Annotated in this window: 15 protein-coding genes; 2 read left to right on the top strand and 13 right to left on the bottom strand. The window is 45.6% G+C overall.

What is annotated here, in order from left to right; translation table 11 throughout:
* Positions 1-41: 41 nt before the first annotated feature.
* The 5 genes from MHH25_RS12070 to MHH25_RS12050 all read right to left on the bottom strand — a co-directional run bounded on the left by MHH25_RS12070 (position 42) and on the right by MHH25_RS12050 (position 3880).
* Positions 42-1214 (bottom strand): Gfo/Idh/MocA family oxidoreductase, encoded by a 1173-nt coding sequence (locus tag MHH25_RS12070; RefSeq protein ID WP_036609172.1) that lies wholly within the window; start codon positions 1212-1214, stop codon positions 42-44.
* Positions 1211-2125, bottom strand: a complete 915-nt coding sequence (locus MHH25_RS12065) for a sugar phosphate isomerase/epimerase family protein (RefSeq protein WP_340020488.1) — start codon at positions 2123-2125, stop codon at positions 1211-1213. The genes MHH25_RS12070 and MHH25_RS12065 overlap by 4 nt, the downstream gene beginning before the upstream one ends.
* A gap of 342 nt (positions 2126-2467) precedes the next feature.
* Entirely contained in the window at positions 2468-2965 is a 498-nt protein-coding gene (locus MHH25_RS12060) for a metallophosphoesterase (RefSeq protein WP_036670453.1), read from the bottom strand.
* Positions 2966-3025: 60 nt separating this feature from the next.
* The gene (locus MHH25_RS12055; protein WP_340020049.1) at positions 3026-3460 is read right to left on the bottom strand and encodes an Rrf2 family transcriptional regulator; all 435 of its coding nucleotides are present in this window, start codon (positions 3458-3460) and stop codon (positions 3026-3028) included.
* A gap of 42 nt (positions 3461-3502) precedes the next feature.
* Entirely contained in the window at positions 3503-3880 is a 378-nt protein-coding gene (locus MHH25_RS12050) for a DivIVA domain-containing protein (RefSeq protein ID WP_017689054.1), read from the bottom strand.
* A gap of 199 nt (positions 3881-4079) precedes the next feature.
* Here MHH25_RS12050 and MHH25_RS12045 point away from each other — a divergent pair, with 199 nt between their 5' ends.
* Entirely contained in the window at positions 4080-4646 is a 567-nt protein-coding gene (locus MHH25_RS12045) for a TraR/DksA C4-type zinc finger protein (RefSeq protein WP_047842547.1), read from the top strand.
* Between the two features lie 189 nt (positions 4647-4835).
* Here the strand turns inward: MHH25_RS12045 and MHH25_RS12040 are convergent, their stop codons facing one another.
* The 7 genes from MHH25_RS12040 to MHH25_RS12010 all read right to left on the bottom strand — a co-directional run bounded on the left by MHH25_RS12040 (position 4836) and on the right by MHH25_RS12010 (position 11262).
* Complete coding sequence (locus MHH25_RS12040; RefSeq protein ID WP_036670450.1) at positions 4836-5528, bottom strand: helix-turn-helix domain-containing protein; 693 nt, start codon at positions 5526-5528, stop codon at positions 4836-4838.
* A gap of 133 nt (positions 5529-5661) precedes the next feature.
* Complete coding sequence (locus MHH25_RS12035) at positions 5662-6951, bottom strand: MFS transporter (RefSeq protein WP_340020047.1); 1290 nt, start codon at positions 6949-6951, stop codon at positions 5662-5664.
* A gap of 262 nt (positions 6952-7213) precedes the next feature.
* Positions 7214-7489 (bottom strand): barstar family protein, encoded by a 276-nt coding sequence (locus MHH25_RS12030; protein WP_340020046.1) that lies wholly within the window; start codon positions 7487-7489, stop codon positions 7214-7216.
* A gap of 14 nt (positions 7490-7503) precedes the next feature.
* Positions 7504-7944 (bottom strand): ribonuclease, encoded by a 441-nt coding sequence (locus MHH25_RS12025; protein ID WP_036670445.1) that lies wholly within the window; start codon positions 7942-7944, stop codon positions 7504-7506.
* Positions 7945-8212: 268 nt separating this feature from the next.
* Positions 8213-9220 carry a Gfo/Idh/MocA family oxidoreductase gene (locus MHH25_RS12020; protein WP_340020045.1) on the bottom strand — a complete coding sequence of 336 codons (1008 nt, stop codon included), beginning with the start codon at positions 9218-9220 and terminating at the stop codon, positions 8213-8215.
* A gap of 2 nt (positions 9221-9222) precedes the next feature.
* The gene (locus MHH25_RS12015) at positions 9223-9597 is read right to left on the bottom strand and encodes a helix-turn-helix transcriptional regulator (RefSeq protein ID WP_036609188.1); all 375 of its coding nucleotides are present in this window, start codon (positions 9595-9597) and stop codon (positions 9223-9225) included.
* Positions 9598-10113: 516 nt separating this feature from the next.
* On the bottom strand, positions 10114-11262 hold the full coding sequence (locus MHH25_RS12010) for an acyltransferase (protein WP_340020044.1): 1149 nt from the start codon (positions 11260-11262) through the stop codon (positions 10114-10116).
* Positions 11263-11334: 72 nt separating this feature from the next.
* Here MHH25_RS12010 and MHH25_RS12005 point away from each other — a divergent pair, with 72 nt between their 5' ends.
* Entirely contained in the window at positions 11335-11727 is a 393-nt protein-coding gene (locus MHH25_RS12005; protein ID WP_235193787.1) for a DUF202 domain-containing protein, read from the top strand.
* A gap of 177 nt (positions 11728-11904) precedes the next feature.
* Here the strand turns inward: MHH25_RS12005 and MHH25_RS12000 are convergent, their stop codons facing one another.
* Positions 11905-12510: a general stress protein gene (locus MHH25_RS12000; RefSeq protein ID WP_340020043.1), complete on the bottom strand. Its 606-nt coding sequence runs from the start codon at positions 12508-12510 to the stop codon at positions 11905-11907.
* Between the last annotated feature and the right edge of the window lie 847 nt (positions 12511-13357).

Below are 13357 nucleotides of genomic sequence, written 5' to 3'. Positions count from 1 at the left end.
ATGTTGATTACAATGAACTCGTCTTACATAACAAATCGTCTTCATTTAAACGTCTGACTCAAATCAGCAGGTTGACTGCCACTGAATGCCTTGTCTTTCTTCGTCGTTGATCCAGCAATGCGTTCCTGCAGATGCTCATAGAACAGATCCTCATCGATCGGCAGATCCACCCAGTTATCCGTCCAGGTGGACAGCAACATAGCGTTCGATAACGTCAATCCGTGTATACCATCCTCACCGGGAGCAATAAGTGGTACGCCTGTACGAATCGCATCAACCCAGTTACGAATCAGACCCGGGTGCCCCGTTTCCACACCTGTAATCGGGATTTCACATTTCCAGCATTCTGGCTGTCCAAAACCTCCGGTAAACCGCTGATTGAATTCAGGCTCAGATTCCCGAAGTCGCCAGAACGTAAGTTTTCCATCTTCGATCACGATTTTACCCCGGTCTCCGTTGACCTCGAATCGATTGGTACCCGGTGCTTCGCCAGTAGTCGTTACGAAGACACCTGTTGCTCCATTTTCATACTCCACATAAGCCGTTACATCATCTTCCACTTCAATGTTCCGATACTTGCCAAACGAACAGAAAGCACGCATGCGCACCGGCATCATGCCGATGGTCCACTGCCACAGATCCAGTTGATGCGGGTCCTGGTTAATCAGTACACCGCCCCCTTCACCTGCCCATGTTGCCCGCCAGCCGCCTGAATCATAGTAACTTTGGGATCGATACCAGTTCGTAATAATCCAGTTGGTACGCCGTACCTCTCCCAGTTCCCCTGAAGCAATCAAGTCTCTCAGTTTAATATAGAGTGGATTGGTACGCTGGTTGTACATCATGGAAAAGACTTTACCGCTGGCTGCGGCCGCTTCATTCATCTTGCGTACCTGTTTCGTATATACACCGGCCGGCTTCTCGATCATGACATGCAAGCCATGCTGGAAAGCCTGAATGGCCTGTTCCGGATGATCATAATGCGGCGTTGCAATAATGACTGCATCAATCGTACCCGAAGCCATCATCTGCTCAGCATCCTGCCAATAGGTGACCGTTGCCGGAAGATGACTGGATACCCAGCTCTCCATCTCTCTTCTTACATCACATACGGCGACCAGCTCTGCACCGGGTACTTCTCCAGCCACCAACGTTCTGGCATGTGCTGCCCCCATGTTTCCAATGCCAATCACCGCTACTCGTACGATACTCATGACTGCTCCTCCTCGTCCACACGACGCTCAATTTCGGCGAAAACGTCTGCAAAATGCTGTAACATCGCCTTGGATTCCAAGGCACCACTAAAGTCCTCAATTCCGTAGTATCCGTCATACCCAACGGCACGAAGATCTCGCACCATCTGTACCCAATCGACCATGCCTTCAGTCAGCGGTGTCCAGTGACATTTCCAGGCTGTATTCAGAGCCAATCCGCTGCTCTTCTCAGTCACATTAGCCTTTTGCGAATCTTTCCCTTTTGGTTCAAACCACCCGGCATTTTTTACATGTACATGAGCCAGATAAGGCCCCAGCAACTCAAGTCCCATCCGATGATTCTCATATCCTTCATGCACCATATTGCCTGGATCGTACAATACACCCACATGCTGCGGGTCGAGCGATTGCACAAGCCGATAGGCCAGCGATGCCGTCGGTGCTATCGTCTGGTGATGTGTCTCTACAATCGCCTTGATGTTGTACTGTTTGGCCAAATCCTGTACTTCACTCAGGTAATCAACGGCTTTACGATACAACTCAGGATAACTGGTCTTGCGATCATATCCAGGAACACCTACACGCATCATAGATGCTCCCAATCCAGCCGCAGCCTGAAACGCCTGCTCGGTGGCAGGCAGATCTCCACAATTCAGATACGGTACAAGTGCGGTGGATTTCCTTCCTTGCCCTATCGCTGCTTTACGAAAAGCAGGAACCTGTTCCTCCCAGCGGCTCGGATCTACGGAGCATCGATTATTTCTCCAGTAAGAAGGCTCTTCAGACATAGCATCTTCAGGAATTCCACGGAATCTCCACTCAATTCCATCAATTCCCGCTGCTGCCGCAGCCGATGCCAGTTCTTCTGCATTCAGATCAGGGGTAGCCACCGTGAATACAGACAGTTTCATCATGATCCATCTCCTTATGTAAACGTATTCATTTCATGTCGTAAAGGCATTGTATCACTCCACTGAACGTCACCATAGGGGAAAACGCCAACAGATGAATGACAGATAACGAACAGAGCACATTCCCCATTCAGAGATAACTTCTCAAGAGAATGATGTGATCAGAAATCAAAAAAGACATCTCTGGAACAGATTTGAATTCTGCTCAAAGATGCCTTGTACAATAATCATATATATAAGATGAAATTTAAGGAGAAGGTTCCCTATCAGTTATCAAGTCGCCACTTCAGTAGCTGGTTCTGGTTCTTGTACTCGTCCAACTTGCAACCAGCGCTTATCTCTCTAATCCCGATCAAAGAACACATGTTCAGCCTGTATTTTCCCCTGATCTATTGTCATGATGCCAAATGAGTATTGTTTCTGAAAACGTCGATCCGTAGGCGACCCCGGATTAAATACCAGTGTGTTGTCCACGGTATGCATCACCGGGATGTGTGAGTGTCCGTAGATCACAGCATCCACATGCTGGCCTGCAAAGGTATGAATTGCATTCTGCTCCGTACCCTTTGATCCCAGATGACCGTGCACAAGACCCAGACGAAGCCCTTCCACTTCAACAATACGAGAATATCCCAGTTTTTCAGCGATTTCGGACGGGTCTGTATTACCCGCTACCCCTTCAACTGGTGCATACTCACTAAGCAATGGGTACACACTCCAATCCGACCAGTCACCGGCATGAAGAATGAGATCGGCACTCGGCAATACATCCAGGAGCCTAGTCGGTAACTTCCGTGATTTACGTGATAAATGCGTGTCAGAAATGACTACAATTTTCATATAACAACCCACCTTTCCTTTAAGCCTTTTTGAACATGCACTTTAAGTCTTTATTGCAATCTACTCTGTCTGTGATGTAACAGCTTGCATCTGAGTACAGGAACGTTCCATATCTTCGAGTGTAATGGATGCAAAGAACTGCTCCACCTTCGCCTCGGCAACCTGATACAGATTGGTCAGCAAGCTGTCTATATGCAAGCCCACTTCACAATCCGGGTTACAATTGCCGTGAATCGGGAACAATGGACCTTCGTCCTTGGCAGCCTGATAGATCATGGCTAATGTGATTTCACTTGATGGCTTCGCTAAGTAAAAACCTCTTGTTCCAGGAGAGGAGTTCACCAAGCCCACCTTTTTCAGCCCGCCCAGAATACGTCTGACGACGACAGGGTTGGTATTCACGCTACCTGCAATATGTGCAGACGTGATTCGTTCAGGCGCGCTGAGTGACAATAACAACAAACAATGCACACTGACCGAAAAATGAGTACTCATGATTAACCACCTTTATTTAATATAATCCAGGACATGCTGACCTTATTCAGAGAACAGATCCTTTTCGGGACGTGCTCTGATCTTGAGCTGTCGCACACTGTATTCCAGTTGTTTCACAATATCATCCAGTTGTTTGCGATCAATCTTGGTCGGATCTTCCACCGGTTTTGCGGACGACTTGAGATCACGGATCGTTAACTGCTGTTCTTGCCATTTGTCCATCAGATCTGCAATATTGGCATAGAAACGTTCGTAATCTTTGATGACCAGGTCAAGATAAGCATCTACCTCATCCGGATCATAACCACGAAGTTTATAATTAAATTGTTTTTCATGAATCGATAACGCATCTAGCTGCACACCCAATTGTTTGAACAACTGTCTCTGTTTATCCAATCTTCGTTTCATATGTTCATCCATATTGACAACCTCCATTATAAGCCAAGCCGTGTTTCTATTTCCTGTAAAGATCATACGGCATTTTCTCTCTCTATTTTTTATAACACATAATCCGTCAGATATAAAACGATACAGCCCTATTCCTCACGAAAATGATTGCTTTTCATCCAATTCGGGTAAAGACACACTACACCCCACAACGGGAAAGGAGCATGTCCTTATGAGTACATTAACTAAAGATCAACATCAAATACTGAAAAACGCCCTTTTGGAGCAACGTGAAAACTTACAGCGTCATTTTGAATCCAGCATGGAAGACGGTGCTCCAGTCGAGTCGCTGAAAGATTCAACCGGTGAGCTGTCCTCCTACGATAATCATCCGGCAGATGCCGGTACGGAAACATTTGAACGTAGCCGTGATCTGGCGATTGACGATACATTAACAGACGAATTCAATCAAGTGAACGATGCATTGGAACGTATGGAGCAAGGTACATATGGAACCTGTGTAACGTGCGGCGAAGATATTCCCTTCGAACGACTTGAGGCTATCCCCTACACCGCTTACTGTATTGACGACACACCTAATCGGGAGATCAGCAACGATCGGCCCGTTGAAGAAGAAGTAATGACCCTGCCTCCGAGTGGTGCTGGGGAAGGAAGACAGCAGCGGGCCGGCAAGTTCGACAACGCAGATGCCTGGGAAGCGGTCGAAGAATATGGCACATCCAACTCCCCCGCAACCGCAGCCAAACGTGATGTGAAGGGTTACGATGAGAACATGTAACTTCGTTATGAACTGAAACGTTAAGCGTTAAAATTGATTGATTCCATAGGTTGCTCCACCATTAGCCTTCCTTATCACGCATTAAAAAGCCGCCATTGGGCGGCTTTTTCTAGTTTTCTCCTAAGCAGTCTCTCACGTTTGCGGTTACTTGCTTCCAGCGATAACGCTGAACCCATGTATTCCATCCGTTTATTCTTCTGACTCACTACCAGATGATGCAGATTCCTGCCGCTTAGACACAGATCGAGACGTTTTCGGAGTTGCTTTACCCTTATCAGACGTAGCTTTCTTTTTCTCTTTTGCATTTGTCTTAGAAGCAGGTATTTTCACTATAGGTTTAGAGAGAGCAGAGAATAACTGAAAGACCTCATGTTCCCCTTGTCGATTCTCTTTTGTAGTATAAGGTTCACAGAGTTTTATGATGTTTTTATACAATTGCTCTACTTCCTCACGGGTTGCATACAGCGTGATGTCCGAGAGAAACATCCGATCTTCGTTTTCCGCCTGATGCATGAATCGCTGACGACTCTGTTCGAACATCTCATTTAATAATTTGAGTGTCTCGGACCGAAACACCTGTTTCAATGGAGAGTTTTCCTTGTCTTCATCTTCGTGACGGAGATGGATCTCTCCGGTGAATGGTTCGTAGTATTTTGCGATAATCCCATTAATCTCACGTGTGGAAACGATCGTCAGCAGACCAATTTTCTCCAGCTTTTTTACATGATAGTGAACTTTGGCTGGCACCTCACCCATCTGGTCGGCGATCTCTTTGACAGTGGATGGTCTGCCCTGCTTGTTAAACATATTCATGATCTGTATCCGATACGGATCGGAGTAGATTTTAATTTCTTCAATTGTTGAAAGAACCTTGTGCGCCATCCCTGTATCCTCATTTCCGGGGTACCTGTTGTCCATCGATATCTCTATTATAACGTTGCGTCAGGACTTCGGTCAAAACGAGCGAGAAATGACTTGATACAGAAAATTGGCTAATGATCACTTCTGAATATCTTCACAGAGCACTTCGAAAACTTTTGCTAAATAACAACATACCTGCTGACATGGCAAGCATAATACCAAAGACAATAAACAGAACAGGCATGGTCATCCAATCTGCAAGTGCTCCCGAAACCAGACTTCCAAGTGGTGCGACACTCAAGACAAGCATACTTTGAAGGGCGTACACTCTGCCTAGCATCTCCGAAGGGGTAACTTCCATAAGATAGGTGGCCAGCGGTGTTGTAGCCAGCGGAATCCCCATACCCATCATTAGACAAAAGACCGCTGCAACCGGCAGTTGGAAGGAAGTCATGTAAGCGGGTAGTGCCGTCATCGCATAACTGAGACCCAACATGACAATACCGCTGATGACCAGCACACTTTTACGATAATTCGCTCCCCTTTGTGTCAACCATACACCACTGAGCAACATACCTCCCACCAGCAGCCCACTAAGCAGACTTAATCCCCCAGCGCCAGCATGCAGCGTTTCAATGACATAAGGTGTACGAAGAACATTAAACGGCATCAGGCAGAAATTAACGAAGGCAAACAGGATGGAGACAATTAACAATAAGGCATGTTTACGGAGAAAATGAAAAGCTTCCGCCATTTCGGAAAATATGCTACTTTTGTCGGATGGATGAGAATTCATTTCAGTTGATGTTTTATCTTCATTGTTAGCAGATGTTATGACTTCAGGGTAGCCTACTCGGCTCATAATTAAAGCACTTAGCGCAAACAACCCCGCATCAATCAGGATCGTCCAGGCAATGCCTATTGTAGCAATAAGGGCACCAGCCACTGCAAGTCCTGCGAGTTCGGCCACTCTGGTTGCGGAAGAGGACATGGCATTACCCGAAAGCAGCATTGATGGGGGAAGCAATCGGGGGACACTGGACACTTCTGCAGGACTAGTGAAGCATTCCAGCAAAGAATTCAGAATTGTAATGACAAACAGATGCCAGACTTCAAGTTGGCCCAATCCAAACAGCAGAGCTGTAATACCCACCAACAACCCGCGACCCGTATTCGTAATCACAATCACTTTTTTGGGAGACATGCGATCAACCAAAGCCCCGGCGAACAGACCCAGAAGGATATTGGGCAAAAAATTCACCGCCAGCAACGTACCCATCAACACTTTCGAACCGGTTAGAATGTAAACCATCCAACTGTAGGCAATCGAGTCAATCGAATCACCAAATCTGGATACAACTTTACTAAGCATAAATTGCATGTACGGTCTGATTCGTATTAACTCACCCATACCTTGCTTGCCAACTGCTGTGTTATCGCTCATCCCTTTTCACTCCTCAACGTTAAAATATTTTTCATGTTAATTTTATTTTAACGTAAGTTATGCAGAAATCAATACCTCCGTGAAAATAATTTTAACGATAGATAAGCAAAGTTATAGCTCGCTATTCTTTCAGAGAATTCGTAATCAACACAGGGACTTTTGGGACAACCTTTTTGAACAACCTCCTATAACACAAAAAAAACAGACCACATGTGGTCTGCTCGGCTGGACGTATTGTATTTGAACTGCCTTTATTTGCTGCCTACTTCTCAACTCGCAATTGAAATCCAGACTGTTCAGCCTGTACCTCCCACATCAAATCACGTACCCGGCCTGCTTCATTCCCCAGTCGTTCTTCGCTGATTTGGTAGTTGGTCCATTTTAACTCTAGTGGAAGTTCAATCGTACCCGTCAGGCAATCCCACAATGCATCAAGATTACCGCCATAAAAATCCGGCAGCTTCAGCTTAACCTTTAATTGTTGATGAAGTTCAGTGCTACTCGCAAGGTCTTCTCCATCCAGAATCACGGTATTCATGGCTGCTCCTTCCACTATTTCATGCGTGTAAATGATGCATAGTGATCTGTCGTTTTGTAGATGAGTCCATCATTGGAGTACACAATCCGATCCGAATTACGGAAGCCGGAAGTATAGTTAATATCCGCTTCGCGCCATGTACGTCCGCTGGCCGAAGGCAGGAGCCCCTCCCGATTGCCAAATGTATCCCCACCGATGCTTTTTCCAGGAGCAACTACAGCCAAGTTTCCTTTTGACGCTACCCAGCCAAGTCCTGTTGCCTGTGATTTGGTAATAAAGTTACATGGCAACTTTCCATTTGCACTCAAATAATTTGCTACACCTGTAAACGTATTGATGATGGTACATGTTGCAGCAGATGCCTTCTGCTGTCCGACTGGAGTGAACTGTGAACCTGTGAGGAAAACAAACGTTAACAACAATGCCAGTAATGCGGTGGATATCAACTTTTTCATCAATCCGGCCTCCCGATCCTTCAAAGTAGATGAACGTTGTTTCGATATGCGTTCTGCAAGCTGTAACAGTCTAGTTGTATGTTCTGCTAGATTATAGTAAACAAGTCATCTCATGACTATTTATATCACATCATTTTGGTAGAAATATCAAATAAAGAAGTTTAATTTGTAAAATATTATAATTGTAACATTTTAAGACAGAAAAAAAACTCTCATCCCGGAAGATGGAGTCTACTTTTCTAGTATGTTTAAACTGACCTGACCTAATCTAACCGATCAATTTCACACGTTGACGAGTTCGAGCCGATTCCAGGCACGCATCAATAACGCGCATGTTTTGAATGGTATTTTCCGGACTGAAAGGTAGGGATGCTCCATCAAGCACAGCCGTTGCAAACGTCTCCACCTGAAGCACATAGGAATTCGACACGGATACACGTTCCTCACGGCTGACCGAATCGGTGTGTACAATAATCTGAGGTGGAATATCACTGTTCTCCCAGCCAAACACTTTTGGCAGTTCAATCCGCCCTTCCGTCCCGAGAATCTCCATCTCCGCTCGACCTGAAGCCCACATGCCACAGTCAAAAGTTAAAGCTACCGAATTCGGAAATTCTACCAGTCCCGACGCCATCATATCCACGCCATCATGCTCGTCCGAGAATAGAGCGTGAACTGTTACCGCTTCCGGTTCCTGTCCCAGATACATCCGGGCTGCCGAGATCGGATACACGCCAAGATCGAATAACGATCCGCCGCCCATCTCTCTTTTGAACCTTACATTCTCCTTGTCATCAGCGGTATTACAGGTAAAGTTACCATGGATGGCTCTGACGATACCAATCTCTCCACTAGCTATAATCTCTTGCACACGTCTGTGCTTGGGATGATATCGATACATAATTGCTTCTGCAAAAAGAACACCTTGCTGATGACATGCCTCAATCATTTCTGCCGATTCATCTGCATTCAGTGCAGCAGGTTTCTCACACAACACGTGTTTGCCAGCCTGTGCCGCTTTGATGGTCCATTCTTTGTGCATATGGTTAGGCAAAGGAATATAGACGGCTTCAATGTCCGGATCAGCGATGAGCTCTTCATAACTGCCATACGATCTGGCAATGCCGAGTTCTTCGGCAAGGGTTTCCGCTTTTTCTTTGCTGCGGCTGGCAATCGCCAACACCTCACCACGTTCAGACTGCTGGATCGCCGGAATGACTGCATTTTTGGCAATGGTTGACGTACCGAGTACACCCCACTGTAACTGTCTGTTCATGCTCATCTTCCTTTCGTACCATAATTGTCCTCTTCTGCCTTGTGTAACATGCCGAGACAACGATCCAGATCCGTTTTGACCTGTTTCTTGTATAACTCAGCTTTTTCCGCACCATCATCCGTGAAATGATATAAAACGATTTCCTGAAAATCGACCTTTGGATCATTACCCTTCAGCTTCTTTGTGCGATAAAAAACACCTTGCTGTACCAATTCATGCAGTGCCCGATATACCTCGCTCTGGGGTGGTACATAACCGTAGTCTTTGAATTCCTGCTTCATCGCCTCCAGCATCTCGTAACCATACCCCCTGTGCTGTTCAACCATCGTAATCAGATACAGCTTGATAAATGCCCGCTGTGCAATCATAAAAGCCACGTTCATTCCCCTCCTGTCAGAACCTATATATCTAGTATTATAAAACTTATGTTCGGGTTCTGCCATCTTTCTCCGCTTTGCCTCTCCCTTTTATCTATCTTCAAGGAGGGCGAGCAAGAAATCGTGTGAATACGCGTTGACCTGGGGGAAGCACGGAAAAAGGTTTGCTTTTGTGAATTTTTCATGTAATGAAATTTTATTTTTTATTCAAAAGAATCAATTTCATAATACCTTTAGCTGCTTCAATCAAGGCTGGATATAGATCGAAACGGTTCAATTTGTCTATATCCAGTTACAGAAATTCATTTTTAGTGAGTTATGAAATTGATTCAAAAGTTGTTTATTTCAGGGCTCAGGGTGTCGTGAGATCGAATTTTAATGACAAGAAAGTCTGTGCAAAAGCTGTAAAAGCTGTAATACCTGTGCTCTGTATCTTGTGTTCGTATACTCTCGTACTCCCGTACACTTCTGTGCGGCTGTGGTGATCTATTGTGAATTTTTCATATGTTGATGTTTTCATTTATTGCGGACAGATTTCGGTACGGCTCCCACAATCCATTTGCCCCAGCTTACACGCGAGATAAGCCATGTCACTACACAGGATAATGTAAGAGCCAACAACCAGGTGATGATCATTCGGACGACAGGGTTCCAACCCATAGCAACGTAAAACAACTCATCCGGAATGTAGCTATACCGCAGCATCAACATATGCATCAGATAACCGCCATACGATACACCACCAATCCATCCCAGCAATCGTGTAGCCCTGAGGTTGTGAAGTTTTCCGGCCAGCTGGTACATGACCATAATGGAAGCGATCAGAAAGAGTGCCATATCAGGGCGGATCAAGCTGACTGTGTAGAACGTAATTTTGATTCCTTCCGGCTTCTGAAACTCTAGCATTAATAAATAAGTAAACCGCAGACCCAGAACAATAAACACTGTCCAGTACATCCAGCGCAATCGATGAATCCATTCATTCCAGTGCTGGACGGATAACCCCGCTGCTGCACCAAGTACAAAATAAATAAAGAAATAAAGGAAATTACGGTCTGCATACGTTGTAAAAGCATCTGTTAGCACCGGGATATTCACCCGTTCCATGAACTTGGCGATGTTTCTTAATTGATCCGCAAGTACAAGATACACCACACCAGAAATCAATAATGCGATCAAGCGCCCCTTGGCCTCATATCGGTTATATACATAACGAATGGCTCGCAAAAAGAGCGGAAATAACAGATAAAACTGAATCAACATAATGATGTACCAAAAGTGTGAAGTCGTTTTGCCCGTAAGCAACTTCAGGCCTAGGTCTGGGATGTCATTCCATCCAAATCCGGTCCAGCCCCGCGGTGCAAGTGTAAAATAAATGAGTGACCAGATCAGGTAAGGCACGATCACGTCGTTTACTCTTTTTCTCATAAACTTGCCGTAATTCAGCTTGTCTCCCGTGTTATAGAAGAGCACCATACCTGTTATGAATATGAATAAAGGAACTGCAAATTTGGAGAGCATCAGCAGTATGGCCAGTAACACGCCATCCTCCAGTCTCGTTTCCGGGACTAATGAGTAATGTGCGATGGAATGCTGGAGAACCACCGCTCCAAAGGCAATTCCCCTTAAACTCTCTATTTCTGTAATTCGTTCTTTGCGAGGCATACATTCAGCCATCCTTTCTTGGTTTTGCGATAAAAACAAAGTACAATGAAGCCGTATATTTATTGAACGGAGTTGATTCACATTTCTTTAACAGAAAAAGACGTAACCACTACCGATTCCAAGTATGTCCAGCAACATCTGGCTAACGAGCGAACTTTTCTGGCCTGGGTGCGCACCGGTATTGCCATGGCGGGCATCGGCTTTCTTGCTGCCGGATTTGGTTTCAATTCGTCGGCGTATGATCGGCTTGCACATATTTCGGCGATTATTACGGGTATCACTTCTCTGATTGGCGGCATATCCATCATTGTGTATTCGGCAGCAGCCTATCATCGGAAGCGTACCCAAATCAATGAACAGACGTTTCAGGCATCGACCGGATTAATCCGGTTTCTTACCATGATGCTACTGGTGATTGGACTCGCTTTGGCTGTACTGTTATATGTATTGTTATTCCCTGCTTGACTGGGTAAAAACACCATCCGACATTATTGACACCCACCCATATGCAACACAGGGACAAAAGCCGGCTTCCCTTAAGGAAACCGGCTAATGACCATCTGGTGGATCATATATGTCATTCCATTTTACAGATAATAAGTCATTGGGTTTTATTTCATATCGATTAAATTCGCGGCAAGATTACAGGAATGTATTGTTACCGAATCGCGCTGCCTTGTTTTGGGCTTCCAATCTGCGTTCTTCCATATCCAGATCCGGACGTTCGGCTGGCACATCTCCGCGATGAGCTGCTTCGGCTCTGTCTCGGTTAAGCTGGCTGTTGCCACTGAACACATCGTACACATCGTAGTCCCGATCCGTAGAATCTACGAGCAGCAGGATTTTACCATTCTGTACATACTCCTCATACTGTTTAGCGTCCTCTTCCGGAATACCAAGACCCACAAGTCCACCCACCAATCCGCCAGCTCCTGCACCCACAGCTGCACCGGTAAATGCTGCCGCGATAGGGCCTGCGGCCAGAATCGGTCCTATGCCGGGTATGGCTAGTGCACCGATACCTGCGAGCAGACCGGCTACACCACCAAGTACACCACCTGTTGCTGCACCCGCAGCCACGCCTTCAGGGGCTTTGGTACCTGTCTCTTCCCGAATTGCCTTCAGTTCATCCCGATCTTGTGTAACAACAGAGATTTCGTCTGAAGTGAATCCTTGTGCTTTCAAACCCTCGATAGCCTGCGATGCTTCACGTTCTGTATTAAACACACCTACGATTTTCTTCTGCATAGTGAATCCCTCCTCATATTATTGAGTGGTTCGCTATGTTATTACCCGCCTAAGTTTCTTTTAAACGTTTGCAAGTCAATATACTATGTGTTGATAGTAAAAAATTGCTGAAGTTCATTCCTTATTAATCCTCATCAGGGTGTGCCTTCAAACTCAGGTATGTGATACGTTATCAGGCATGTTCTACGTTGAAGCACGTCGGCGTCCAGAACATCTTGAAGTCTAGACTGGCTGATCTTGGCGGATTGTCCCAGACGATTTTCTAAGGAACCGAGGACGTCTTATTTAGCCTTCGGGTCCTCATTTTATTTTGTAAGGAACATGAGACACGTTATTTACCAAAATTACCTGACAAACCCGTTGTAAATGGCTGGTTATTCAAATATAGCGTGTTTCAGATTCCTTAGATTACTGCGGGTACTTCAAATCGCTGAATAAGTCGTCACAGGTTCGTTAGCGCTCCGCTCCATGTTTCTGCTCCATCATCAGCTCCAGGCACGTTCAGTTAAGCTTCGGCTTCGGCAGGTTTGAAGATACGCTCTAGGATGTGTCTTCAACCTCAAAAGAAGCAGATTTTGCCAAATTATCGTTCCATGCCGGAAGTTTTCAGCAGGCGTGCCGGGGCACGTCAAGGGAAAGTGACGCAGCATGGGACGAAAAGGCAAAGTGACGTAACATGGGGCGAAAAGATAGTAAAAGATCACGTTAGCTAGTTTTGAGACACGTTCTGGTTAAAGGGTGATTCTTTAAGACAGAGAATGATTCGATCAGCTACAAAACTGACTGTTGTTCAGCAAAGTCTAACCCTGATAACGCGCCCTTTGGGAACCAAATCGTTGATGTCTTT

It is taken from the genome of Paenibacillus sp. FSL H3-0457, from assembly GCF_037981725.1.
In the GTDB taxonomy this organism is placed as follows: Bacteria; Bacillota; Bacilli; order Paenibacillales; family Paenibacillaceae; genus Paenibacillus; species Paenibacillus amylolyticus.
The sequence above is the reverse complement of the archived record's forward strand: the minus strand, read 5'-3'. Positions and strand labels throughout refer to the sequence as shown.